We start from the raw sequence: 24,381 nt of genomic DNA on the forward strand, positions 1-24,381 counted from the left end.
ACCGCCATGGCAAAACGCCCTGCCCCGCCTTCCGCCGATCTTCCATCGACCTCCGGCTTTCAGGCGGGAAACGGCGATCTGTTCGACGGAACGGATGAGCGCGGCTTCTTTGCCGAACCGCGAAGTGCGGTGAAGAAGACCTCGGAACACCCCGCAGCCGTTGCGGAGCCGGAAGCGGAGATCGCACACTATCACGGCCATAGGGACAGGCTGCGGGCGCGTTATCGCGACGGCGGCGATACTGCCCTTGCCGATTACGAACTGCTGGAGCTTCTGCTTTTCCGGCTGATACCGAGGCGTGATACCAAACCCATCGCCAAAGCGTTGATCGCCCGCTTTGGTACTCTTGGCGGGGTGCTTGGCGCGCCGCTGCCGCTGTTGCAGGAGGTGAAGGGCGTGGGTGAGGCCGTGGCGCTCGATCTGAAACTCGTCGCCTCCGTTTCCCAGCGCATGCTGAAGGGCGAAATCCGCAACAAGCAGATTCTCGGCTCCTGGTCTTCGGTCATCGACTATTGCCATGCCGCCATGGCCCATGAAACCCGCGAACAATTCCGCATCCTGTTCCTCGACAAGCGCAACGTCCTGATCGCCGACGAGGTGCAGGGTCAGGGAACCGTGGACCACACCCCGGTTTACCCGCGCGAAGTGGTGCGCCGCGCCCTCGAACTTTCCTCTACAGCTTTGATTTTAATACATAATCATCCGAGTGGAGACCCTACCCCTTCGCGTGCCGATATCGAGATGACCAAAACCATCATCGATACGGCAAAGCCGCTAGGGATAGCAGTGCACGACCACATCATCATCGGCAAAGACGGCCACGCCAGCTTCAAAGGGCTTCGGCTGATCTGAAATCCATGGGTATTAACGCGAAGGGCTTTCCCGGCCTGCAACCCATAAGAGCGACATCAATACAAAATTAACACCTATAAATTAGCATTTCCGAAAATAAGAATAAAGGCATCTGACTTTGGTGCCTGAAGAAACGGGGGTGCTTTATGCGTAATGGAGTGCATTTCCTTCGTGATCGATCCGGCTCGTCCGCTGTCGAGTTCGCTATCGTCGCGCCGATTTTCTTTCTCGTCCTGCTGACAATGATTGCCTACGGTATCTACCTGATGGCCGCCTATTCTGTGCAGCAGATCGCCGCCGACGCGGCAAGGACGGCAGTTGCCGGACTGAATACGACCGAGCGCCAGCAGTTGGCCCGTGATTTCGTCACCAAAAGTGACCTCAGCTACGCCTTCATGGACAAGACGCGTTTCACGGTCAATGTCGCCACCGATCCCGCCAATGCCAACCAGTTCACGGTCAAGGTGGAATATGACGCCCGTGATCTGCCGATCTGGAGCCTCTACAGCTACACCCTGCCAGAGCCGGTCATCCGGCGTTTTTCCACAATCCGGATCGGAGGAGCATGACATGCAAAATATCTCTTCTTTGCTTCCCCGTTTCCTGAAGGATCGCACAGGCAACATCGCCATCTCGGCCGGGCTTACCGCACCGCTTTTCATCGGCATATTGGCGCTTGGCGTCGACTATGGCTATCTGACCCTGCAGAAGCGGCAATTGCAGCAGACCGCCGATCTTGCGGCCATATCAGCGGCGGCCAACGCCGCTGATCCCGAAAAGGCGGTCCAGCAATATTTCGCCATCAACGGCATGAATCTCGGGGTCAAGACACCGAATGGCCTCTTGACCGTGGACGGTCTTCAACCTTTCGACCCCTTGAACGAATTTGCCAAGAGCAACGGTTATGCCGAAGTCGTCAAAGGTCACTATGAGCCGGACGCGACCCTGCCTGTCGGCCAGCGTTTCGTCGAAAATGCACTTCCCACCAATGCGATGAAAGTGAATATCGTCGAAAAGGGCCAGATATTCTTTGCCTCCGCCTTCACAACGCCGCCCAAGATTTCCGCGGCCGGAACGGCCTCATCCCAAAAGATCGCGGCATTTTCGGTGGGCTCGCGACTGGCGAGCCTCGATGAAGGCATTTTGAACAGCCTGCTCGGCGGCCTGCTCGGCACCACGGTCTCGCTCAAGGTTATGGATTACCAGGCGCTTGTGGCTGCTGATGTCAACGCGCTGCATGTCGTTGAAGCGCTGGCTGTCGATCTAAACCTGACAGCCGGCACCTACAAGGATGTCCTGAAGACGGAAATCACCTACGGCAAATTCCTGGACGCGCTGACGAAGACCACCGGCCTGCAGCCGGCTGTGGCCAACATTCTGAAGACGCTGGCAAAAACCGCTAACAAGAGCAACATCAAGCTCAAGCTTGAAGAAATCCTCAATCTCGGCCCGTTCTCGGACAAGCTGATCGGTAGCGGCGAAAACCTCAAGGTCACCGCAGGCGTCTTCGATCTTCTCAACGCCGCCGCCGTGGCAGGCAATGGCGGCAACCAGCTGGCGCTCAACCTCAACGCCAATCTCCTCGGTCTCGCCTCGGTCAAGACGACGCTCGCCATCGGTGAGCCACCCGTCGAAACGCCGTCGCTTGCCGTCGGCGGCCAGGGCACCGTGGTGCGCACCGCACAAACCCGGCTGGCGGTCAGTGTCGTGGTTGACGGGCTTCAGGCGATTGCCGGTCTGAAGGTCAATATTCCGCTCTATGTGGAAGTCGCCCATGCCGAAGCGCGGCTCGCCGACATTCGCTGCACGGGCGGCGGACAGGGTACGGTCGATGTCGAAGTCGTTCCCGGCGTCGCAGAAATCGCGCTTGGCAATGTCGATACCACGGCCTTTGCCAATTTCGGCAAGGATCCGCGCGTCACCAAGACGGCGATCGTGGATTCGGCCCTGCTCGCCATCAATGGCAGCGCCCTCATCAATGCCACGAACATGACGAAGACCAAGCTGACCTTTACCCAGTCGGATATCACCCAGGCCAAGATCAAGAGTGTTTCCACGAAGGATACCGTTACCACTCTTGTCAGTTCACTGCTGAAGAACCTCAATCTGGATATCAGGCTTCTCTTCCTTAATATCGATCTGGGAGGTCTGGCGGGCATCCAGTCAGCGCTTGCCAACACGCTCGCGGCAGTCACGGCGCCCGTGGATCAGCTGCTCTACAACGTGCTGCTGGTACTCGGCGTCAAGATCGGCGAAGCCGATGTGCGCGTCACCGACGTTCGCTGCCAGCAGCCGGCACTCGTCCAGTAATCAGGCCGACAACCATAAAAAAAGCCGCCGGCAGTATCCGGCGGCTTTTTTGTTTGATCTGCCTCTGTCAGGCAGTAGCAATTGCCAGACGCTTCTCGTCCCGGCCGCTCTTCATGCGCTCGGACAGAAGGAAAGCCAGCTCCAGTGCCTGATCGGCGTTGAGACGCGGATCGCAATGGGTGTGGTAACGATCCGACAGCGAATCCGCCGTTACGGCGCGGGCGCCGCCGGTGCACTCGGTCACGTCCTTGCCGGTCATCTCGATGTGGATGCCGCCCGGATGTGTGCCTTCGGCACGGTGGATCTGGAAGAAGCTTTCGACTTCCGACAGGATGCGCTCGAACGGACGCGTCTTGTAGTGGTTGAGCGTGATGGTGTTGCCATGCATCGGATCGCAGGACCAGACCACCTTGCGGCCCTCTTTCTCCACGGCACGGATGAGCTTCGGCAGGCTGTCCGCCACCTTGTCGTGGCCGAAACGGCAGATCAGCGTCAGACGGCCGGCCTCGTTTGCAGGGTTCAGCGCGTCGATCAGCTCGATCAGATTATCCGGCGTCAGCGACGGTCCGCACTTCAGGCCGATCGGGTTCTTGATGCCGCGGAAATATTCCACATGCGCATGGTCGAGCTGACGCGTGCGGTCGCCGATCCAGATCATGTGGCCCGACGTGGCATACCAGTCACCGGAGGTCGAATCGACGCGGGTCAGCGCCTCTTCGTAACCGAGCAGCAGAGCCTCGTGGCTGGTGAAGAAATCGGTTTCGCGCAGGCTAGGATTGTTTTCTGCGCTGATGCCGATTGCCTGCATGAAGTTCATGGTCTCGGAAATCCGGTCAGCCAGCTTGCGGTAACGATCCGCCTGCGGGCTGTCCTTGATGAAGCCGAGCATCCACTGGTGGACGTTTTCAAGGTTGGCGTAGCCGCCCATTGCGAAAGCGCGCAGCAGGTTAAGCGTCGCCGCCGACTGGCGGTACGCGTCGAGCTGACGCTCGGGGTTCGGCACACGCGAGGTCTCATTGAACTCGATGCCGTTGATGATGTCGCCGCGGTAGGACGGCAGCGTCACGCCATCGAGCACTTCCACGTTCGAAGAGCGGGGCTTGGCGAACTGACCGGCAATACGACCGACCTTTACCACCGGCAGCTGCGCACCATAGGTCAGGACGACAGCCATCTGCAGGAAAGCGCGGAAGAAGTCGCGGATATTATCCGCGCCATGCTCGAGGAAGCTTTCGGCGCAATCGCCACCCTGCAACAGAAAGGCGTTGCCGTCTGCCACATTGGCAAGCTGCTTTTTCAGGCGGCGGGCTTCACCGGCAAAAACGAGCGGCGGATAGGTCGCAAGCGTGGCTTCCGTCGCCGCAAGCGCTGCCGCGTCAGGATATTCGGGAACCTGCTGGATCGGTTTCTGCCGCCAACTGCCGGGTGTCCAATTCTGTGCCATGTCCTTACCCTTTTCTCGCCCGCGCATTTGTGCACGACCGCCTCGAAAAATTGAGCGGCTTATAGCTCCAAGCACAGGCTTTGCATAGCCGATGTCAGGGCCATCGGGCCCATTCCGCCCGTTTTGGGCGTTTAACGTGCATAAAAGTCAATTCAAACGATTTAATAAACCCGCCACCACCCGGAAAACAACGGTTTTCAAGTGGTGGCGAGCAAGGCGGAGACGTGATCACGTCGCGCAAGCGACGGCGTTACACGCGCTCGCCGTTCACCACGCGGTAGCTTGGCGAATACATCGTCACCAGTTCCTCGGCCGCTGTCGGATGAACCGCCATGGTGCGATCGAAATCGTCCTTGGTGCATCCGGCCTTCAGCGTGATGCCGAGGAGCTGCGCCATTTCGCCCGCCTCGTGGCCGAGAATATGCGCGCCGACGACCCTACGGTCGGCGGCATTGACGATCAGCTTCATGATCGTCTTTTCCTGACGCCCGGACAGCGTTGCCTTCATCGGACGGAACTGCGCGCGATAGACTTCCAGTTCCGGGTATTTCTTGCCCGCTTCCTCTTCAGAAAGTCCAACCGTGCCGATTTCCGGCTGCGAGAACACCGCAGTGGCAATAAGCTCGTGGTCCGGCTTGGTCGGGTTGTTCTTGTACTCGGTTTCGATGAAGCACATGGCCTCGTGGATCGCCACCGGCGTCAGCTGTACCCGGTCGGTGACGTCGCCCAGTGCGAAGATACTGGGAACGTTCGTGCGCGAATACTCATCGACGATGATCGCGCCGCGCGCATCCACCTTCACACCGGCATTTTCAAGGCCTAGACCATGCGTATTCGGATCGCGACCGAGCGCCAGCATCACCAGGCCGACATGCAGCGAGTTGCCCTGCTTCGTGCGTGCCACAAAGCCGCCCGCACCGTCCTTGCCCACTTCCTGAATGACGTCTTCAAGAATGATGCGAATGCCCTTGGCTTCCATCGCTTCATGAAGGCCCTTGCGCATATCGTGATCGAAGCGCGAAAGGATTTCCTTGCCGCGATAGATCAGCGTCGTTTCGACACCGAGTCCGTGGAAGATATTGGCGAATTCCACGGCGATGTAACCACCGCCAGCGATCAGGATCGATTTCGGCAGCTCTTCCAGGTCGAAAGCCTCGTTGGAGGAGATCGTCAGCTCGTGGCCGGGCAGCGCCTTGTGTTCGTTCGGCGTACCGCCAACGGCAATCACGATACGCTCGGCCGTGAAGGTCTCACCGGTCTTCGTCAGCTTCACGGTATGCGCATCGACAAGCTCTGCACGGCTGTCCAAAATATCGGCCTTGGCGTTATCCAAACCCTTGCGGTACAGCCCTTCGAGACGGGTAATTTCCCTGTCTTTCGCTTCGATCAGCTTTTTCCAGTCGAAACGACGCTCGCCAACGCTCCAGCCGAAACCTTCGGCATCCTCGAAATGCTCCGGAAATTGCGAGGCATAAACGAACAGCTTCTTCGGCACGCAACCACGGATGACGCAGGTTCCGCCGTAACGGTATTCCTCGGCAATTCCCACACGCTTGCCGAGTGAGGCGGCAACGCGAGCGCTGCGAACGCCGCCCGAGCCGCCACCGATAACGAAAAGATCGTAGTCATAAGCTGTCATAGTCAAAACCCCTGATCAAAACCACGTGCCATCGGCCTCAAGGCGGGCTGTGGCGTATTCATGGCACATATAGGTGCTGCGATGCACAAATGAAAAGCCCGACCTTGCGGCCGGGCTTTGAATATTTCTGAACGTGAGCTTTGGGACCCGACGCTCTATCTATTTCACTCAGGGCTTGTGAGCCGGAGCGCCACCGGTGTTGCCCTGATCGGCCGGAAGCGGCTTCAGATCAGCGCCGGCCACCTTCTGCAATTCGGTCATGCTGGAGGTGTTCAGATCGCGGTTGATGCCCGCGGCCCAGATGTCGGCAGCCTTCATCAGTTCGCGCGTGGCGATAGGGCCGTCCTTCAGAAGCTTCTTGCCGGCTTCGCTGCTGTAGAAGGTGGAGATGGCGTTCAGCTCTTCGACGGAGAAGGCGCGCGCGTAGGTGAGTGCTGCCTCGCGTTCCAGATCGGCGCGGCGCGGCGCAAGCTCAAGTGCCTTGGCGTCGACAGTCGCGGTGATCGCGTCCTGCACATTCGGCGATGCCTGAATGAGTTCGGCCTTCAGACGTTCCGCCAGACCCGGCAGGATATCATCGAAACGGTCAGTAACGCCAAGAGAGGCGATCGCCTGCCGTGCGGCAGCGATATGCGCTTCCGAAATTTCCTGAGCGCGTGCGGCAGTACCGAACACGATGCCGGAAATGAGGATCGAAGCAGCGGCAGCTTTGCCCAGTCCCGCTAGTTTGATCATGAAAATCTCGCTCCTGTTATACTGCCTGCATCACGCGGGCGCCTTCAGGACCCGCAATGATGGCAAGCGATGCCAAATTTATGAAAAGTCCGTGCTCGACAACACCGGGGATAGTGTTCAGCTCGCGTGCAAGCGCTTCTGCATCAGGAATACGGCCAAAAGATGCGTCGAGAATGAGGTGTCCACCATCCGTCATGAAGGCGCCGTCGCCCGACGAACGCATCGTCAGGTCGCCCGACAGGCCGGACCGCGCCGCCAGTTTCTCGATGGCTATCTGTGTCGCCACCTGACCGAACGGATTGATTTCGATGGGAAGCGGAAAGGCGCCAAGCGTCTCCACAACCTTGCTCTGGTCGGCGATGACGATCATGCGGGCGGATGCCGCCGCCACGATCTTTTCGCGCAGAAGCGCACCGCCACCACCCTTGACGAGTCGCAGGCCGTGATCCACTTCGTCCGCGCCATCGATGGTAAGGTCCAGTTCCGGCAACTCATCGAGGGATTTCAGCGGCACACCAAGCTCCACGCAAAGGCGCGCGGTACGCTCGGATGTCGGCACGCCTTCGACCTTCAGGCCGGCAGCAACCTTTTCCGCCAGAAGCCTGACGAATTCCTCAGCTGTAGAGCCCGTGCCGATACCAAGTCGCATCCCGTCTTGCACATGGGACAATGCGGCCTCGGCGGCCTTGATCTTCATCTGGCGGGCATCCATGTGCCTGAAACTCCGGTAGCTTTGTCGTCGCCGTGCTGTTTACACGGGTCGAAAGCCAAACGAAAGCATTTTTGCAGGCAACGAACAGAACGTTGTGGCGCGGTTGCAAAGACAAAGCCGTTTGCCTAGGCTTGGCCACAACGAACGCACCGATATCATCGCCAAAAGCATTCTCTCAAGAGGCCAGTTCCCGTGACATCCCGCCCGCTCTCCCCGCTCGCCATCTTCGACCTCGATGGTACGCTCGTCGACACCGCCGCCGATCTCGTTTCGAGCCTCAACCACACCATCGCCGCAGCTGGTCTTGCCCCCGTTACCTATGACGACCTGACGCATCTCGTCGGCCAGGGCGCGCGCGTGATGATCAAGCGGGCCTTCGCGCTGCGTCAGGTAGAATTGCCGGAAGCCGAACTGGAGCCGCTGTACGAGCGTTTCATTGACCATTATCGCGCGGAAATGCCCGGCGACAGCCGCCCCTACCCCGGCATCGTCAGCGTACTGGATGCGCTTTCGTCAGCTGGCATCACGCTCGCGGTCTGCACCAACAAGACCGAAATCCTTGCGCTCCCGCTGCTCGAAAAACTGGATCTCACCCGATATTTCGCCGCCATCACCTGTGGCGACACCTTCCCTTTCCGCAAGCCTGATGCACGCCATATTCTCGGCACCATCGAAAAGGCTGGCGGCGACCCGCAGCGCTCGGTCATGGTGGGTGACAGCATCAACGACATTCTCGCCGCCAAAAATGCGGCCGTCCCCTCGATCGGCGTCACCTTCGGTTATTCGGATGTGCCGATGGCCGAACTCGAACCGGATGTCGTGATAGATGACTTCACTGCGTTGACGCCCGCGCTGTTCGAGCAGCTGGTCTCAAAGGGCGCCGCTGCGGCTTGAGACGGAGCTGTTCTCCACCGTCATGCCGGGCTTGATCCGGCATCGAGCCACGGCGCGTCTGCGCCGTGATACAACTCTTTCGCGATCAAAGACCTGATCGCACTGGACCCCTGACCAAGTCCGGGATGGCGGAGTGCGGATGCTGCCGTTTAACGCCACCATTCATGTGGCGACTTTGCCATCAAACAAAAAAAGCGCCGTTTCCGGCGCTTTCTTTTTCTCAATGTGATTTCTATCAAATCGACGCGGCCCGCGCCTTCGTCGTTACCGCAAACGCCTTCTGGACGTAGCTGTCACGGTCGTAGACGTCGTCGAAGAACTGCACCTTGCCGGCCTTGTCCGGCCAGGCGGTAAAATAGGCCACGTAGACCGGTATCTTCACCGGCACCTGCACGGCGCGGTTCTTGCCCGCTGCAATCTGCTCGTTGACCTTGTCGACGCTGGTGCCAAGAACAGCGGCCGCCATGCGGCGCGGGTCGACCAGACGGATACAGCCGTGGCTCAGCGCCCGCATATCGCGGTTGAAGAAGCTCTTGGCAGGCGTATCATGCATGTAAATGGCATGCGCATTCGGGAACAGGATTTTCAGGTCGCCCAGCGCATTGTCGCTGCTTGGCGGCTGACGCACCGAAATGGCGTTGGTGGAGCCGAACCAGTTGACGCTGGTGGAAGAAACCGCACGGCCACCCACCTGTACCTCATAACCCAGACGGTCGAGATAGGACGGATCGCGGCGCAGCTTCGGCAGCATCTCGTTGACGATGATCGACTGCGGAACGCCCCAATAGGGGTTGAATTCGACGGTCTGGATTTCGTCCTGGAAGAAGTAGGTCTGGTTGGCCTTGGAGCCGACTACCACCTTCATGCCGAACTGTTCCTGTCCGTCATTGTGGTAATAGGCCATGAAGGCGGGCTGGTTGATCAAGACGTAGCGCTGGCCGAGATCGGCCGGCAGCCAGCGGATCTGCTCCATCGCCACCTGCACCTTGGCAATCCGGGCGTCGTTGCTTTCGCCGACCATGGCACGCACGGTCGCGCGGCCGATGACGCCGTCGGCCTTCAGGCCGTTTTCGCTCTGGAATGCCTTCACCAGATCAACGAGATCAGGCGTATAACCCGGCGTCTGCTGGTAGCCGGAAATGATCGCCGCATGTTCCGCCTTGAAGGCAGGCGAAGCGCGATGTTCGATTGCCTTGACGACGCTCGCCATGTCGCCGCTGCTGTTGCCGGGTTTCAGCACCAGATCGGCGGGAACCTTGACCGTGTTGGCCGCATCACCCTCGCTGCGCAACCGGGCCAGTTCGGCCTTCAGCGCCAGATATTCGGCGTTCGAAGGTTCACGGCTGCGCAGATAGGCTGCGATATCGGGGCTGAGGCCTGCAAGCTTCAGCACGGGCGCAAGGTTCACCGTCTTGCGCTTGAAATCGTGGTAACCGGACAGCCGGTTCGGATCGACACGGCCACGCGTCGTATCCTGCACATAGGCCAGAACCTTGGCGGAAAGCGCAAGCTCGAACTGCATCTGCGCGCGCTGATAGGCGTCGGAGGTCGATGCGGAAGCCACTTCCACCGGCGTGCCGGATGCGTTCGCGCCTGCGCTGATGCTGGCGGTTACGTCCTTTGCGGGTACTGAAATGCTGTAATCGGCCGGATCGAGGCCGCTTTCGCCAACAGTCTCCAAAAACGCCATGACGGCGTTCGCGCGGGCAGTCAGCTCGCCTTCCGAAACCCAGAGCGCCTTGCCGCCGGCACCGTAATAGGCTTCCAGAGCCTTGCCAATTTCGGGGGTGGCGCTGAACTTCACATTGGCAAGACCATCGCCGAAATTGGCGGTGTTCACAGCGCGTGCGGTATCGGCCTTGTAATCGTAATAACGTGGACCGGAAACACGCGGCAGAGGCTCGGGATCGGATGCATCGGCGCTCGGTCCGACCGTCGGCGGCGAGGTGACGATACCGGCTGGCGGCATTTCACCGCGATCGCGCGCAACCTTGCCAGGCCCGCCACGCAAAAGGTCCAGCAGCGTTACCGCGCCGGCGCTGCCGGGAAGAGCGGTGGAAACGGAAAGACCGAGAGCCAGCACCAGCGCTGCCGATGTTTTTCCAGATGTGACTTGCAATTTGATCCTCGTAGCACCCAGCGCCGCCAACGAAGACGGAGCATCCAGTTTCATGCTTGTCTAGCCGATAGACGGCCCGTTGAAAAGAAAACGCCGAAGTCCAGAACGCACCCGAAATGAACCTCATATTACGGCCAAAACCATAAAAACGTAATTTCCAGAATTGGCGAGAATGGTTAAATTTCTATTTATTTCATTCACTTTGCCGTGGTTGGCCAAGCCGTTCCAAGCCGGTGAAACCCCAGTTTTCCGGGCTTTTATCGACGTAGTAAAAATGACACGCCAAGGTCTTTTTCTTAACCGGGCAGGATGAGCGCCAAAATCGCCCTGTCCCAAGGGAAATATCTGCCAGGCATGCCTCGCAACGCTTTCATTGCCAGCGCGATGATTCTATATATCGGCGCGCGCAAGGCGGGCGAAGTGCCGTTTTGGCGGAGGAAAACGAGTAAAAAGGCAAGATTGATGACAGCCACACGGACGGAAACCGATACATTTGGACCCATTGAAGTTCAGGCCGATCGCTATTGGGGCGCGCAGGCGCAGCGCTCGCTCGGCAACTTCAAGATCGGCTGGGAAAAGCAGCCCGCCTCTGTCGTTCGCGCGCTCGGCATCGTCAAGCAGGCCGCCGCCCGTGCAAACATGGCGCTTGCAGGCCTCGACCCCAAGGTAGGCGACGCCATCATCGCAGCCGCACAGGAAGTCATCGACGGCAAGCTGACTGAACATTTCCCGCTGGTCGTCTGGCAGACCGGCTCCGGCACGCAATCCAACATGAATGCCAATGAGGTGATTTCCAACCGCGCAATCGAGATGCTCGGCGGCGAAATGGGCACCAAGAAGCCGGTTCACCCCAACGACCACGTCAATATGAGCCAGTCCTCGAACGACACCTATCCGACGGCAATGCACATCGCCTGCGTGGAAGAGATCGTTCACCACCTGCTGCCGGCCCTCAAGCACCTGCACACGGCGCTGGAAGCCAAGGTCAAGCAGTTCGAAAAGATCATCAAGATCGGCCGCACCCACACGCAGGATGCCACGCCGCTGACGCTCGGCCAGGAGTTTTCCGGTTATGCCGCGCAGGTCGCCTCGGCGATTGCCAATATCGAACTCACCCTGCCCGCACTTTCCAAGCTTGCCCAGGGCGGCACGGCGGTCGGCACGGGCCTGAACGCCCCCGTCGGTTTCGCTGAAAAGGTTGCCGAAGAGATTTCCAAGATCACCGGCCTGCCGTTCGTGACGGCGCCGAACAAGTTCGAAGCGCTTGCCTCGCACGATTCCATGGTGTTCTCGCATGGCGCGATCAATGCCGCAGCAGCAGCCCTGTTCAAGATCGCCAACGACATCCGCTTCCTCGGCTCCGGCCCGCGCGCCGGTCTTGGCGAATTGTCGCTGCCGGAAAACGAACCTGGCTCATCGATCATGCCGGGCAAGGTGAACCCAACGCAGTCGGAAGCGCTGACGCAGGTTTGCGCCCACATCTTCGGCAACAATGCAGCGCTCTCCTTCGCAGGCTCGCAGGGGCACTTCGAACTGAACGTCTATAATCCGATGATGGCCTACAACTTCCTGCAGTCGGTCCAGCTTCTGGGCGATGCCGCCGTCTCCTTCACCGACAACTGCGTCGTCGGCATCGAAGCCCGCGAAGACAACATCAGGAAGGGCGTCGAGAACTCGCTGATGCTCGTCACGGCTCTCAACAGCAAGCTCGGCTACGACATCTGCGCCAAGATCGCCAAGACCGCGCACAAGAACGGCACGACACTGCGCGACGAGGCCGTCGGCGGCGGATACCTCACGAACGAGGAATTCGACCAGTATGTGCGCCCGGAAAACATGATCGGCCCGAAGTAAGCCGGTCGAGATTATCGCTGGAATAGAGAACGGGCCTTCGGGCCCGTTTTTTGTTTATTCGATTGACGGATGAGCGATGAGACCGTGGTGTAGGGTCATGGCATTGGGATGTCCCTGTACTGACCACTCTTGGTGTTTTTAAATCGTCCCCGTAAGCTGTTCTTCCGCAGAGAATGCCGAAACCAGGTGCACGATTGAGGATGACATCATGATCTGCCGCCGCAGCCTGCTTCTTGGTGGTGCCTTCCTCGCCACGGCCATGAAAGTCCCAAGTCTGCTTGCGCAAGGCGATAGGCAATGGATTTCGCTTTGGCCCGGCCCGCCTCCGGGAGGCGGTGGTCCGAACGGCGTCCCGAATATAAGCAAAAAAGGCGCTGTCACCAACATTGCCGTACCGAGCCTGGAGGTGTTCGCTCCCGCAAAGCCAAATGGTTCCGCAATGATCATTGCAGGTGGCGGTGGATATAAACGCATCGAGGAAGGCAAGGAGTCCTATCCCGCCGCACGCTGGCTCGCGGCCAGAGGCATTTATGCTTTTGTCCTCACCTACCGTCTGCCGATTGAAGGATGGGCTGCTGGACCGCTGGCACCGATTCAGGATGCGCAGCGCGCATTTCGTCTGGTGCGTGCACGCGCTTCGGACCGGCAGATCGATCCGTACAGGATCGGCGCACTTGGTTTTTCTGCGGGTGGGCACTTGATGGGGTTGGCCGCCGCCCGCTCGGCTTTTGCGTCTTACGAAGCAGTCGATGACATCGACAGGCAATCAGCCCGGTCGGATGTGGCGGCCCTGATCTATCCGGTCATCACGCTTGCAGCGCCCTATGACCATACATCGACCCGGAGGTCACTTATCGGCAGGCACCCGACAGGCGAGGCAACACGAGAGTGGTCAGTGGAAAGCCATGTGAGCAAAGATTGCCCTCCGGTCTTCCTCACGCAGGCGGATGACGACCGGATTTCCAATCCCGCCAATAGCCGTATCATGCAGCAGGCGTGCGAGAAGGCGGATGTGAATGTCGAAGTTCACCCAATCATTTCTGGCGGCCACGGCTTCGGCATGGGCAAGCCCGGAACCCCCACGCAAGAATGGCCTGGATGGTATGAGGCATGGCTGAGGAAGCACAACCTTCTGGCCTGACGCTTTCTTTGCGCACCCCAATAAAAAAGGGCCGCAAAAGCGGCCCTCTTCATCTCATTCAAACCATCAAACCAGCCGGCTCTGCTCCACCGCAGCTTCAACGAAGCTGGCAAACAGCGGATGCGGGTCGAGCGGGCGGCTCTTGAGTTCCGGGTGGTATTGCACACCGATGAACCAGGGATGGTCAGGATATTCCACCGTTTCCGGCAGCACACCATCAGGAGACATGCCCGAGAAGACGAGGCCGCACTCTTCCAGCCGGTCCTTATAGTCCACATTCACCTCGTAACGGTGGCGGTGGCGCTCGGAAATATCCGTGGAACCGTAGATTTCGGCGATCTTCGTGTCCTTCTTCAGCGCTGCCTTGTAAGCGCCGAGACGCATGGTGCCGCCTAGATCACCCTTGGTGGAGCGCTTCTCCAGCTCATTGCCCTTTACCCACTCGGTCATCAGGCCAACGACGGGCTCAGCCGTCGGACCGAATTCGGTGGAGGAGGCATTCTCGATGCCGGCCAGATGACGCGCCGCTTCCACGACTGCCATCTGCATGCCAAAGCAGATCCCGAAATAGGGCACGTTGCGCTCACGGGCGAACTGCGCCGCCATGATCTTGCCTTCCGAACCGCGCTCGCCGAAACCGCCCGGCACCAGAATGCCGTTGACCTTTTCGAGATAGGGCGTCGGATCTTCCTTTTCGAAGACTTCCGACTCGATCCACTCCAGCTTGACCTTGACGCGGTTGGCAAAACCACCGTGATGCAGCGCCTCGATCAGCGACTTGTAGGCGTCCTTGAGGCCGGTATATTTGCCGACGATCGCAATCGTTACCTCGCCTTCCGGCGTGCGGATACGGTTGCAGACCTCTTCCCACTGTTCCAGACGCGGCTTCGGCGCCGGTTCGATACCGAAAGCGGCCAGCACTTCCGAATCGAGACCTTCATTGTGGTAGGCGATCGGAACGTCATAGATGTTGGCAACATCCAACGCCTGAATGACGGCGGAAGGACGCACGTTGCAGAACAGCGAAAGCTTGCGGCGTTCCGCTTCCGGGATTTCCCGGTCGGCGCGCACCAGCAGAATGTTGGGATGAATGCCAAGCGCCTGCAGCTCCTTCACGGAATGCTGGGTCGGCTTGGTCTTCAATTCGCCGGCTGCCGGAATGTAAGGCATCAGCGTCAGGTGAACATAGATTGCAGTGCCGCGCGGCAGATCGTTGCCGAGCTGGCGGATCGCCTCCATGAACGGCATCGCCTCGATATCACCCACCGTGCCGCCGATTTCGCAGATGACGAAGTCGTACTCGTCATTACCTTCGGTCACGAAATCCTTGATCTCGTTGGTGACATGCGGAATGACCTGAACGGTTGCGCCGAGATAGTCGCCGCGGCGTTCCTTGTCGATGATGTTCTTGTAGATCCGGCCAGTGGTGATGTTGTCGGTCTTGGTCGCCGAACGCCCCGTAAAGCGTTCATAGTGGCCAAGGTCGAGGTCCGTCTCGGCACCGTCGTCCGTCACAAACACTTCACCGTGCTGTGTCGGGCTCATCGTGCCGGGATCGACGTTCAAATAGGGGTCAAGTTTGCGAAGCCGCACCCGATAACCACGGGATTGCAGCAATGCACCGAGTGCCGCAGCTGCGATGCCCTTACCGAGAGAGGAGACCACGCCGCCTGTGATGAATACATATCGCGCCATGGGATTCACCGGATACCTTTTTACCTCTGATTCCGCCAGCCCAAATTTCATGCTGTTGCAAATTCGCTGTTGACGAATTGGCAATGGGATGTGGCGAAATGCAAACAAAAGAAAACCGGCAGGCTTTTGGCCTGCCGGAGCGTTAAATCATAACCGGGCTTATTGACCGGTCGGAACTGCGTTCGGATCGGCGGGCTTGGCCGGCGCCGGAGCGGCTTCACCAGCAGTGGCCGGTGCAGGCGTGGTCTGCGCAGGTGCTGCAGCGCCGCTGTTGGTCGGAACGCCATTCTCAGCCGGAGCCGGCGTTGCCGGCGTCTGTGCCGGGCCGAGCGTGTCGAGAATACCGTTGCCCTGACCCTGCGTGGCCGGAATACGGTTCAGAATATCCGTCGGGCGCGATTCGTACCGGGTCAGAAGACCAAGTCCGAGCGACGTCACGAAGAACAGCGCGGCAAGGATGCCCGTCGTGCGGGTCAGCGCATTGGCCGTTCCGCGCGCGGACATGAAGCCCGAACCGCCGCCGATGCCGAGGCCGCCGCCTTCGGAACGCTGGATCAGAACCACGCCGACAAGCGCCAGCACGATCATGAGGTGAATAACAATCAAAACGGTCTGCATGACAATCCATTCCATGCCCCGCGCGGAGCACTACAAAGAAGGTTTCGCGGCTCTTTACATGAGGCGAAGGCTTATTCCAAGCCCCTTTCCCGCCACTGTGGCAGGAAAGCGTGTCTCAAGCCGTCAGTTGCTCGTATGCCGCATAGATGGAAAGGAAGTCGGAGGCTTTCAAGCTCGCGCCGCCGATCAGTGCGCCGTCGACATTCTCGACACCCATCAGTTCCAGCGCATTGGCAGGCTTCACCGAGCCGCCGTAGAGAATCCGCATGGTCTTGCCTTCATCACCAAAGCGCTTGACCAGCTCGTCGCGCATGAAGGCATGAGCCTCGCGCACATCCTTCGTGGTCGGCGTCAGACCCGTGCCGATCGCCCAGACCGGCTCATAAGCGATGACGGTGTTTTCGGCGGTTGCCTCGTCCGGAAGCGATCCGGCGAGCTGGCGCTTGAGGATATCGAGCGTCTGGCCCGCCTTGCGCTCATCCGCCGTCTCGCCAATGCAGACGATGGCGATAAGATCGGCCTGATGGGCGGCAACGGCCTTGGCACGGACCAGATGATCCGTCTCGGCATGGTCGGTGCGACGCTCGGAGTGGCCGACGATGACATGGGTGCCGAAGCAATCGGCAATCATCTCGGCGGAAATGTCACCCGTATGCGCGCCGGAAACATTCTGGTGGCAATCCTGTCCGCCAATCATCAGCGGGCTGTCGTCGCAAAGCGCGGTTGCCACATAAAGAAGCGTCGATGGCGGGCAGATCAGCGCATCCACCTTTTCGGAAAGCGCGCCCTTGACGCCCTCTGCCATGGCCTTGATCTGATCGAGCGACGAACGGGTGCCGTTCATCTTCCAGTTTCCGGCTACAAGCGGTCGAACATTCGGCGTCATGCGTATCCCATTCCCTTTGTCTCGGAGAGCCGCTTGCGCGAACACCCCTTACCTCAGCCGCCAGGCGGCCCCTAATCGCGACAGAAACCCTGCCGGAAATCCCGGAATATTTCCTTAAACGCAGCTGATGACAATTGGTACAAAAAAGCAGTCATAAGCATCAAAACGTCGGTCAATTTGCCGAAATTCGCGCCTGTCGAACCAAAACTGGACCTCATCGGCTCAAAATCCAGTTCAAAACCGCCCGCCAGTCGGTCATGCGCACCGGCGTTCCATGCGTGCCTGTCTCAAAAAGCGTGAAGCGCGCCGGCTCTCCCGCCTTCAGCAAGGTGCGGAAGATGGTCGCCTGGCTGTCGGCGGAATAGACCTTGTCGGCGCTGCCATGGGTGAACCACACCGGCTTTTTGGCTTTCGCAAAGGCGCTCTTCGGAAAATCGGGGTCGACCGCGCCGCCAAGGATCGCCATGCCCTTGAGATTGCCGACCGTCGCCTTGTCGCGGCTGATGCCGTAGCAGATGAAGCTGCCCATGGAGGCGCAGGCCAACACCACCGGCTTGCCGCCGGATTTGCTAGCAGCATAGGTGATCAGCGCGGAAACGTCGGCAACGCCATTGGCATCGAAGGATCGTACGCTCGGCACATAATAGGTGCCGCCATTGGCGACAGCCAGATTTTTCAGCCGGTTGAAATTGCCACCGAACGTATAGTCGTTCATGCCAAGCCGCCGGTCGCCGCCGCGCCCGTGAATGAAGATCACGGTGAAGGCCTGCCCGGATGATGGCCCGACGCGGCCCACCTCAAGCGCCCTGCCCTCAACCGCCACGGATTCCATCGCCTGCGCTGTCTTGGGCGCCATATCCACATATTGCCGCTTCACCCGGCGTTCCGGTACCTCGTCGCGGCCGTTGATATCGCGCATCTCCTGATAATCGATCACCTCAGATGCGCCGCCATCGGCCGTGGAAAGCACTGTCTGGCTGGAAAACAGCTCGTCCTTGAACGGCCGCAGCGGCCCGTCCGCCGCCCCGGCACCGCCCGGCATCGCCGCAACAGTCAGGCAGAAAAGAGTACAAAACGTGAAATGAGCTGTGGACATGACTTGGTTAACCGTTCATTCGTGGCTGCGAGACTTGCCATTGCCAGGGCGGCAGCGCAATCCTCCTGTTGCGAAACCCTGACATAGTCGTGGCATAGGGTGCGCCGCGTTAGGCCACACGCCCTGCACGTTTGGCGCTATACTTGCCCCTATTGGCATACTGATTCGCTTGGCGAAATTCTGACGACACGCTTTTTTGAACCTTGGACATGATGGACGATAGCAACGATCTCTTCTCCGGTCTTCCGGTGGCACCAAACAGCGAAACGGAAAAGAACGAGGACACGGCAAAACCCGTGAAGGCCCCGGTGTCCGCAGCCGCGAACGTGAACGTGCAGCCGAAACCAGCAGCCGTTGCGGCCGTCACGACGCCCCCGCCCCCAGCGCCCGTGTCTCCTTCCGGTGACGATTACGGTGCCTCGTCGATCCGCGTGCTCGAAGGGCTGGAACCGGTGCGCATGCGGCCCGGCATGTATATTGGCGGCACCGACGAGAAGGCGCTGCACCACCTCTTTGCCGAAGTCATCGACAACTCCATGGACGAGGCCGTCGCAGGCCACGCCAATTTCATCGAGGTCCATCTCGATACCGAGGGTTTCCTCACCGTCACCGATAACGGACGCGGCATTCCCGTGGAAAACCATCCGCAGGTTCCGGGCAAGTCGACGCTCGAAGTCATCATGACCAAGCTGCATGCCGGCGGCAAGTTCGATGGCAAGGCCTATGAGACCTCCGGCGGCCTGCATGGCGTCGGCGTTTCCGTGGTCAATGCGCTGTCCGATCTTCTGGAAGTGGAAGTCGCCCGTAACCGCAAGCTTTACCGCCAGCGCTTTTCGCGCGGCGCGCCGATTGGCGGTCTCGAAGAACTGGGTGACGTGCACAACCGACGCGGCACCCGCGTGCGTTTCCATCCGGACCCGCAGATCTTTGGCGATCACGCAAAATTCGAACCGGCCCGTATTTTCCGCATGGCCCGCTCCAAGGCCTATCTCTTCGGCGGCGTCGAAATCCGCTGGAGCTGCGATCCCGGCATGGTGCCCGCCGGTGGCGAAATCCCCGAAAAGGCCGTGTTCCATTTCCCCGGTGGTCTGAAGGACTATCTGGCCGCCACGCTCGGCAAGGAATTCACTGTCACCCGCGAGATTTTCTCCGGCCGCACCGAAAAGACCGGTGGCCACGGCGCGCTGGAATGGGCTGTGACCTGGTATGGCGGCGACACGCAGATCCATTCCTATTGCAACACCATCCCGACGCCTGAAGGCGGTACGCATGAGGCCGGTTTCCGCATCGCGCTCACCAAGGGCCTGAAGAACTATGCGGAGCTGACCCAGAACAAGCGCGCCAGGGAAATCACCACCGATGACGTGATGATCTCGGCAGCGGGCATGCTCTCCGTCTTCATCCGCGAGCCGGAATTCGTCGGCCAGACCAAGGACAAGCTCGCGACCGTCGAGGCCCAGCGCATCGTCGAAAACGCGCTGCGCGATCCCTTCGACCATTATCTCACCGGCAATCCGGGCGAAGCGGCGAAGCTGCTGGACTGGGTGATCGAGCGCGCCGAAGAACGCCTGCGCCGCCGCAAGGAAAAGGAAGTCAACCGCAAGACGGCGGTGCGCAAGCTGCGCCTGCCCGGTAAGCTGGCGGACTGCTCGCAGAACACGGCTGAGAATGCCGAGCTTTTCATCGTCGAGGGTGACTCGGCTGGCGGCTCGGCCAAGCAGGCGCGCAACCGCGCCAATCAGGCCATCCTGCCGCTGCGCGGCAAGATCCTCAACGTCGGCAGCGCCAGCCGTGAAAAACTCTCCGCCAACCAGCAGATCGCCGATCTCATCCAGGCGCTGGGCTGCGGCACGCGCACCAAGTACCGCGAAGAGGATCTGCGTTACGAACGCATCATCATCATGACGGATGCCGACGTCGATGGCGCCCATATCGCCTCGCTGCTCATCACCTTCTTCTATCAGGAAATGCCGGAACTCATTCGTGGCAACCACCTCTATCTCGCGGTGCCGCCGCTCTACGTCATCCGTCAGGGTGCCAAGAGCGCCTATGCCCGTGACGACGCCCACCGCGCCGAATTGATGGAAACCGTCTTCAAGGGCAAGAAGGTCGAAATCGGCCGCTTCAAAGGCCTTGGCGAAATGATGGCGGCACAGTTGAAGGAAACCACCATGGATCCCGAAAAGCGCACCCTGCTGCGCGTCGAGATCGACGATGTGGATTTCGAAGGTACCCGCGAGGCGGTCGACAATCTGATGGGCACCAAGGCGGATGCCCGCTTCCGCTTCATTCAGGAACGCGCTGCCTTCGCGGATAATCTGGATATCTGATCAACCGTCCCGGCCAGCCATGCGCCAACCGGGACGATTTGAGTCATGCCGCCGCCACATTTTCGCGAACGTCCAGAACGCGGTCGATCAAACCCCATTCCAGTGCCTCTTCGACCGTCATGAAACGGTCGCGATCCATTGCCGCTTCAAACTGGTCATAGCTGCGTTTGCAATGCTCGGCATAAAGCCGCGTCATTCGGTGCTTTGTCTGCCTGATTTCTTCAGCATGGATGAGCATATCCGACGCCTGCCCCTGAAACCCGCCGGACGGCTGGTGAATGAGGATGCTGGCGTTGGGCAATGCCGCCCGCGCGCCCGGTTCGCCCGCCATAAGCAGGAACGAGCCCATCGAACGGGCGGTCCCCATGCACAGAGTATGAACGGGCGCGCGGATGTAGCGCATGGTGTCATACATTGCGAGACCGCTGGTCACGACGCCGCCTGGAGAATTGATGTAGAGATGGATCGGCTTTTTCGGGTTTTCCGCCTCCAGAAACAGCAGTTGCGCGCAGACAAGCGCGGAAACAGCGTCGTTGACCTCACCGTTGAGAAAGATGATCCTTTCCCGCAACAGCCGGGAATAGATGTCGAAAGACCTTTCTCCCCTTGCGGATTGTTCAACTACCATAGGGACGAGTTGCATCGCTTCGCGCATCGGCGAACTCCTGTCGTTTGAAAATGTAAGGAAATGTGGTGGATCAGGCGGCGAGCTTGATGGGCGAACGGTTGTGGTTTGCGGCGGCCTTTGTCATCCGACCGGAACTGGTGATGGGCAACTCATGAATGACCCGCAGGCTGGTGCCGCCGCTCGCGTTGGGTGCAATCCTGAAGGTGACGGTGCTTTCCAGAAATGGCGGAACGTCATCCCGCATCCTGTAACAGACCTCCTTCCCCGGGGTGATCCTGATCGCCTCGGGTTCAGCCAAAGCCTCCTTCGGCAACCAGTGTTCACGGAAGGCCGGAATGCTGATCGCACGCCAGACTTTTTGCGGCGGCTCATCGAGATCATATTCCAGCTCGATAGCGGGTTTGGGTGCTGGGGGCAGTTCCCTGTTCATTGATCCATATCCTTCAGCAAGAGCTTCAGTGCTTCTACGCGCTGCGGCCAGTAGGCGCGGTATTTGCCAAGCCATGTCGCAATCCGTGTCAGCCCATCCGGATCGACCTCGTAATTGACGAAACGACCCTGCCGCCGTTCGACGACCAGCCCCGCCCCCCGCAGCACGGCAAGATGCTGCGACATGGCCGGCTGGCTGATACCGATACCCTCACGCAAGGCGGAAGCGTTCTGGGCACCATCCGCGAGCTTTTCGAAAATAGCGCGGCGTGTCGGATCGGCCAGCGCCCGGAAAATATCATTCTCTGTCATGACAACAGATAAGCATAGACTTATGTGATTCACAAGTCCCGCCTCCTGCATTCGCTTCGCAAGGCAGGCTTTTTCTCCCGCACCCTCTTCTGCCGTGAACGCTTTATGTGCTCGCGCGTTTTCACCCGGCCTGATAATCTTCAGGCCGGGAGTGATCAAAACAAGTGACTGCATTTACGGTCTTTATCGCCATGGTGCTGCTGGTCGTCGGACCAGCCCTGTTTGTTGTCATCAGCAAGCAGCGGGAAAAGGCCATTCCCAAACGCCCCTCAACTGCCCTGCCCGTTGCCGAGGATGCGACCGGGCTCGACCGCCACTGGCAGTCGATAAGGAACGGCTGGAACGAGAAAAACGCGCTCTGCCTGCTGCATTCCAATCTGGATGCCTTCGCAGTGCGTATGGCGGCCGCGCGGGCGGCTGGGCGCAGCCTTGATCTGATGTATTACATGTGGAACGCCGATCTGACCGGTCGGCTGATGATGCGCGAGGTCATTGCCGCGGCAGATCGCGGCGTGCGCGTGAGGCTGCTTCTGGACGATCTCGGCGTCTCGATGTCTGACCGCATCTTCCACGCCATCGACAGCCATCCCAATATCGAGCTGCGGCTGTTCAACCCAACCAGGGCGCGGGAAAACATCCTGTATCGAAGCCTGGAACTGGTCCTCCGATTTCGAAGCGTCAACCGGCGCATGCACAACAAGGCGTGGATTGCCGATGGACGCGCCGTGATCGTTGGCGGCCGTAATATTGGCGACGCCTATTTCGATGCCGCCGAACGGGCCAATTTCCACGATTTCGACATTCTTGGTTTCGGCAGGATAGTTGCGGATGCCACCGAAATCTTCGACGACTACTGGAACAGCGCCGTTTCCGTTCCCGTGCGCTCGCTTCTGGCGCGCAGGCCGAGCAAGCTTGCCAGGTTAAGGCGCGAGCTTGCTGCGCTGCCGAAAAGCGAGGCTGCCAAACCCTATCTCGAGCGCGTCGAAAACCAATATGGCAGCGGTCATTTCCTGATGTCGGACCGCCTGCACTGGGTCGATGAAGCCGACGTGCTTGCCGACCCGCCGGAAAAAGCAGCGGGAAAACGCCGCAACGGCCACAACTTCCTGATGGAGAGCCTGCTGCCGCTGATGCAGGAGGCAAATGACAGCCTGCACATCACCTCCCCTTATTTCATTCCCGGCAAACAGGGCTTGGACATTTTTGCAAACCTTGCCGAGCGCGGCGTCTCGGTTGCCATCCTCACCAACTCGCTGGCTGCAACAGATGTTGCCGCCGTTCACGCAGGTTACGCACGGTATCGAAAGCCGCTTCTGCTGGGCGGGGTGCGACTGCGTGAACTGCGTGCACAGGCGGACCAGCCAAGCTTTACGCTTCGCGGTTCAGGACAGGCGAGCCTCCACACCAAGGCTTTCTCCCGCGACGGCAAGACCGGCTATATCGGCTCGCTCAATTTCGATCCGCGCTCTGCTTCTCTCAACACGGAAATGGGCGTCGTTTTCACCTCAGCCCCGCTGGTTGCGCGCATGGACGAGATATTCAGCGAAGAGATCCGCCGCTCGATGAGCTTCGAGCTGGATATAGACAACGGCAATCGCATCGTCTGGATGACCGAAGAACACGGCCAGCCGAGGACATACCGACGCGAACCGGACGCTGCCATCAGCCGCCGGATCGTCGCGGGCATCATGCGTTTCCTGCCGCTCGAGTCTCAGCTTTGACTTATCGCGGCTTTGATAACGAAAAGTCCGGTCAGGCCGCCGGTCTCACGCCAGCCTTGGCCAGCTGTATCTGCACCAGCGTGTCGAGGTTCTGGTTGACGCGGCAATAAAATTCCTCGTCGATGAAGGGCCGCAGCATGAAATCGTTGCCACCCGCCTTCAGGAACCGCGCCGACAAAAGCCGGTTGGTGGAAGAGGAAACGCCGATGATGCGCAACTCGTGCGAGCCGCGCACGGTGCGGATGCGCCGTGTCAGTTCGAAACCGTCAATATCGGGCATGTTGTAGTCTGTCACCACCAGCCCGATATCGGGATTGGCCTTCAGGATTTCGAGCGCCTTCGCACCGCTATCGGCAAGGCTGACGCGGAAATTATAACGCTTGAGGCGGCTGGAAAGCAGCGCCCGCGCCGTTGGGCTGTCGTCCACGATCAGCACATGGTGGCGGTGGTTGGTGAGGAACCGACAGATGGATTCCGTCAGCATGTCCACGGCAAAGATATTGTCTTTCAGAATGTAGTCGACCACATTCTTGGCGATCAGCGTTTCGCGGGTCGCCTCATGGAACGTGCTGGTGAAAACGATGGTCGGGATCGAAAGATCGATCAGATATTCCAGCGCCTCGCCGTTCTCCGCCCCCGGAAGATTGATGTTGGAAATCGCAAGCGTCACGGGTTCGGCCGAGTGTTCGTAGCACGCCTGCAACTCCTCGAAGTTGCGGCACACCTCCACGGAAACGCCCAGCAATTCCTTCAGGCGCATGCTCACCATCTGGGTGAACACATTGGTATCTTCCGCAAGCAAAATGCGGCAATTGGTAAATGGCACACCCGAATATTGCATGCCCGTAATGCCCAGAAAATTCATTTTGTCCCAGTCCCCCGTCGTCTTTCACGGGAAATTAGCAGGCGTATTTTTCAGAATGATTAATAACACTTTTGCCCGAAAACAGTCGGCATACATGCTTA

The 24,381-nt window shown here is 59.4% G+C and carries 21 protein-coding genes; 8 read left to right on the plus strand and 13 right to left on the minus strand.

Annotation, left to right across the window (positions count from 1 at the left end):
- Window positions 1-6: 6 nt before the first annotated feature.
- The 3 genes from radC (at window position 7) to G6L97_RS06245 (ending at window position 3,162) form a co-directional block, all read left to right on the plus strand.
- Window positions 7-852 (plus strand): RadC family protein, encoded by an 846-nt coding sequence (gene radC, locus G6L97_RS06235; RefSeq protein WP_013636211.1) that lies wholly within the window; start codon window positions 7-9, stop codon window positions 850-852.
- Window positions 853-998: 146 nt separating this feature from the next.
- Window positions 999-1,421 (plus strand): TadE/TadG family type IV pilus assembly protein, encoded by a 423-nt coding sequence (locus G6L97_RS06240; RefSeq protein WP_003515401.1) that lies wholly within the window; start codon window positions 999-1,001, stop codon window positions 1,419-1,421.
- Between the two features lies 1 nt (window position 1,422).
- A complete protein-coding gene (locus G6L97_RS06245; protein ID WP_112401453.1) occupies window positions 1,423-3,162 on the plus strand; it encodes a TadG family pilus assembly protein in 1,740 nt (579 codons plus the stop codon).
- 67 nt (window positions 3,163-3,229) lie between these two features.
- On the opposite strand, the gene G6L97_RS06250 is transcribed toward G6L97_RS06245, so the two are convergent.
- The 4 genes from G6L97_RS06250 to rpiA form a co-directional block, all read right to left on the minus strand.
- Complete coding sequence (locus G6L97_RS06250) at window positions 3,230-4,606, minus strand: class II 3-deoxy-7-phosphoheptulonate synthase (protein WP_003515403.1); 1,377 nt, start codon at window positions 4,604-4,606, stop codon at window positions 3,230-3,232.
- Between the two features lie 250 nt (window positions 4,607-4,856).
- On the minus strand, window positions 4,857-6,245 hold the full coding sequence (gene gor, locus G6L97_RS06255; protein ID WP_111783023.1) for a glutathione-disulfide reductase: 1,389 nt from the start codon (window positions 6,243-6,245) through the stop codon (window positions 4,857-4,859).
- 168 nt (window positions 6,246-6,413) lie between these two features.
- Window positions 6,414-6,980 carry a DUF2059 domain-containing protein gene (locus G6L97_RS06260; protein WP_013636215.1) on the minus strand — a complete coding sequence of 189 codons (567 nt, stop codon included), beginning with the start codon at window positions 6,978-6,980 and terminating at the stop codon, window positions 6,414-6,416.
- A 16-nt stretch (window positions 6,981-6,996) separates the two neighbouring features.
- Window positions 6,997-7,692 carry a ribose-5-phosphate isomerase RpiA gene (rpiA, locus tag G6L97_RS06265; protein ID WP_003515412.1) on the minus strand — a complete coding sequence of 232 codons (696 nt, stop codon included), beginning with the start codon at window positions 7,690-7,692 and terminating at the stop codon, window positions 6,997-6,999.
- A gap of 192 nt (window positions 7,693-7,884) precedes the next feature.
- Here rpiA and G6L97_RS06270 point away from each other — a divergent pair, with 192 nt between their 5' ends.
- On the plus strand, window positions 7,885-8,586 hold the full coding sequence (locus G6L97_RS06270) for an HAD family hydrolase (protein WP_065702480.1): 702 nt from the start codon (window positions 7,885-7,887) through the stop codon (window positions 8,584-8,586).
- A 235-nt stretch (window positions 8,587-8,821) separates the two neighbouring features.
- On the opposite strand, the gene G6L97_RS06275 is transcribed toward G6L97_RS06270, so the two are convergent.
- The gene (locus tag G6L97_RS06275; protein ID WP_236762574.1) at window positions 8,822-10,759 is read right to left on the minus strand and encodes a L,D-transpeptidase family protein; all 1,938 of its coding nucleotides are present in this window, start codon (window positions 10,757-10,759) and stop codon (window positions 8,822-8,824) included.
- 408 nt (window positions 10,760-11,167) lie between these two features.
- On the opposite strand from G6L97_RS06275, the gene fumC reads away from it, so the two are divergent.
- Both fumC and G6L97_RS06285 read left to right on the plus strand, forming a co-directional pair.
- A complete protein-coding gene (gene fumC, locus G6L97_RS06280) occupies window positions 11,168-12,559 on the plus strand; it encodes a class II fumarate hydratase (RefSeq protein WP_026330925.1) in 1,392 nt (463 codons plus the stop codon).
- Window positions 12,560-12,767: 208 nt separating this feature from the next.
- Entirely contained in the window at window positions 12,768-13,700 is a 933-nt protein-coding gene (locus G6L97_RS06285; RefSeq protein WP_111783022.1) for an alpha/beta hydrolase, read from the plus strand.
- 66 nt (window positions 13,701-13,766) lie between these two features.
- Here the strand turns inward: G6L97_RS06285 and G6L97_RS06290 are convergent, their stop codons facing one another.
- From G6L97_RS06290 to G6L97_RS06305, 4 genes are all read right to left on the minus strand, one after another.
- The gene (locus tag G6L97_RS06290) at window positions 13,767-15,404 is read right to left on the minus strand and encodes a CTP synthase (RefSeq protein WP_272438420.1); all 1,638 of its coding nucleotides are present in this window, start codon (window positions 15,402-15,404) and stop codon (window positions 13,767-13,769) included.
- A 150-nt stretch (window positions 15,405-15,554) separates the two neighbouring features.
- The gene (secG, locus tag G6L97_RS06295) at window positions 15,555-16,013 is read right to left on the minus strand and encodes a preprotein translocase subunit SecG (RefSeq protein ID WP_065687408.1); all 459 of its coding nucleotides are present in this window, start codon (window positions 16,011-16,013) and stop codon (window positions 15,555-15,557) included.
- 115 nt (window positions 16,014-16,128) lie between these two features.
- Entirely contained in the window at window positions 16,129-16,899 is a 771-nt protein-coding gene (gene tpiA, locus G6L97_RS06300; protein WP_112155008.1) for a triose-phosphate isomerase, read from the minus strand.
- Between the two features lie 214 nt (window positions 16,900-17,113).
- A complete protein-coding gene (locus G6L97_RS06305) occupies window positions 17,114-17,995 on the minus strand; it encodes a dienelactone hydrolase family protein (protein ID WP_111783020.1) in 882 nt (293 codons plus the stop codon).
- 209 nt (window positions 17,996-18,204) lie between these two features.
- On the opposite strand from G6L97_RS06305, the gene parE reads away from it, so the two are divergent.
- Window positions 18,205-20,325, plus strand: a complete 2,121-nt coding sequence (gene parE, locus G6L97_RS06310) for a DNA topoisomerase IV subunit B (RefSeq protein WP_013636223.1) — start codon at window positions 18,205-18,207, stop codon at window positions 20,323-20,325.
- A gap of 43 nt (window positions 20,326-20,368) precedes the next feature.
- On the opposite strand, the gene G6L97_RS06315 is transcribed toward parE, so the two are convergent.
- From G6L97_RS06315 to G6L97_RS06325, 3 genes are read right to left on the minus strand one after another with little or no spacing between them, the layout of a single operon-like run.
- Entirely contained in the window at window positions 20,369-20,980 is a 612-nt protein-coding gene (locus G6L97_RS06315) for an ATP-dependent Clp protease proteolytic subunit (protein WP_111783019.1), read from the minus strand.
- A gap of 43 nt (window positions 20,981-21,023) precedes the next feature.
- Window positions 21,024-21,383: an SRPBCC family protein gene (locus G6L97_RS06320; protein WP_111783018.1), complete on the minus strand. Its 360-nt coding sequence runs from the start codon at window positions 21,381-21,383 to the stop codon at window positions 21,024-21,026.
- Window positions 21,380-21,694, minus strand: coding sequence for an ArsR/SmtB family transcription factor (locus G6L97_RS06325; protein WP_111783305.1), 315 nt, complete (start codon window positions 21,692-21,694; stop codon window positions 21,380-21,382). The genes G6L97_RS06320 and G6L97_RS06325 overlap by 4 nt, the downstream gene beginning before the upstream one ends.
- Window positions 21,695-21,858: 164 nt before the next feature.
- Between G6L97_RS06325 and G6L97_RS06330 the strand changes: the two genes are divergently transcribed.
- Window positions 21,859-23,415, plus strand: a complete 1,557-nt coding sequence (locus G6L97_RS06330; RefSeq protein WP_174002810.1) for a phospholipase D family protein — start codon at window positions 21,859-21,861, stop codon at window positions 23,413-23,415.
- A 31-nt stretch (window positions 23,416-23,446) separates the two neighbouring features.
- On the opposite strand, the gene G6L97_RS06335 is transcribed toward G6L97_RS06330, so the two are convergent.
- Window positions 23,447-24,280 carry a response regulator gene (locus G6L97_RS06335; protein WP_003515447.1) on the minus strand — a complete coding sequence of 278 codons (834 nt, stop codon included), beginning with the start codon at window positions 24,278-24,280 and terminating at the stop codon, window positions 23,447-23,449.
- Window positions 24,281-24,381 lie beyond the last annotated feature (101 nt).

It is taken from the genome of Agrobacterium tumefaciens (assembly GCF_013318015.2).
GTDB lineage: Bacteria > Pseudomonadota > Alphaproteobacteria > Rhizobiales > Rhizobiaceae > Agrobacterium > Agrobacterium tumefaciens.

Bases quoted from the DNA above. Each gene is read 5' to 3' on its own strand.
- radC (WP_013636211.1), top strand. From the start codon at position 7: ATGGCAAAACGCCCTGCCCCGCCTTCCGCCGATCTTCCATCGACCTCC.
- G6L97_RS06240 (WP_003515401.1), top strand. From the start codon at position 999: ATGCGTAATGGAGTGCATTTCCTTCGTGATCGATCCGGCTCGTCCGCT.
- G6L97_RS06245 (WP_112401453.1), top strand. From the start codon at position 1,423: ATGCAAAATATCTCTTCTTTGCTTCCCCGTTTCCTGAAGGATCGCACA.
- G6L97_RS06250 (WP_003515403.1), bottom strand. From the start codon at position 4,606: ATGGCACAGAATTGGACACCCGGCAGTTGGCGGCAGAAACCGATCCAG.
- gor (WP_111783023.1), bottom strand. From the start codon at position 6,245: ATGACAGCTTATGACTACGATCTTTTCGTTATCGGTGGCGGCTCGGGC.
- G6L97_RS06260 (WP_013636215.1), bottom strand. From the start codon at position 6,980: ATGATCAAACTAGCGGGACTGGGCAAAGCTGCCGCTGCTTCGATCCTC.
- rpiA (WP_003515412.1), bottom strand. From the start codon at position 7,692: ATGGATGCCCGCCAGATGAAGATCAAGGCCGCCGAGGCCGCATTGTCC.
- G6L97_RS06275 (WP_236762574.1), bottom strand. From the start codon at position 10,759: ATGAAACTGGATGCTCCGTCTTCGTTGGCGGCGCTGGGTGCTACGAGG.
- fumC (WP_026330925.1), top strand. From the start codon at position 11,168: ATGACAGCCACACGGACGGAAACCGATACATTTGGACCCATTGAAGTT.
- G6L97_RS06285 (WP_111783022.1), top strand. From the start codon at position 12,768: ATGATCTGCCGCCGCAGCCTGCTTCTTGGTGGTGCCTTCCTCGCCACG.
- secG (WP_065687408.1), bottom strand. From the start codon at position 16,013: ATGCAGACCGTTTTGATTGTTATTCACCTCATGATCGTGCTGGCGCTT.
- tpiA (WP_112155008.1), bottom strand. From the start codon at position 16,899: ATGACGCCGAATGTTCGACCGCTTGTAGCCGGAAACTGGAAGATGAAC.
- G6L97_RS06305 (WP_111783020.1), bottom strand. From the start codon at position 17,995: ATGTCCACAGCTCATTTCACGTTTTGTACTCTTTTCTGCCTGACTGTT.
- parE (WP_013636223.1), top strand. From the start codon at position 18,205: ATGATGGACGATAGCAACGATCTCTTCTCCGGTCTTCCGGTGGCACCA.
- G6L97_RS06315 (WP_111783019.1), bottom strand. From the start codon at position 20,980: ATGCGCGAAGCGATGCAACTCGTCCCTATGGTAGTTGAACAATCCGCA.
- G6L97_RS06320 (WP_111783018.1), bottom strand. From the start codon at position 21,383: ATGAACAGGGAACTGCCCCCAGCACCCAAACCCGCTATCGAGCTGGAA.
- G6L97_RS06325 (WP_111783305.1), bottom strand. From the start codon at position 21,694: ATGACAGAGAATGATATTTTCCGGGCGCTGGCCGATCCGACACGCCGC.
- G6L97_RS06335 (WP_003515447.1), bottom strand. From the start codon at position 24,280: ATGAATTTTCTGGGCATTACGGGCATGCAATATTCGGGTGTGCCATTT.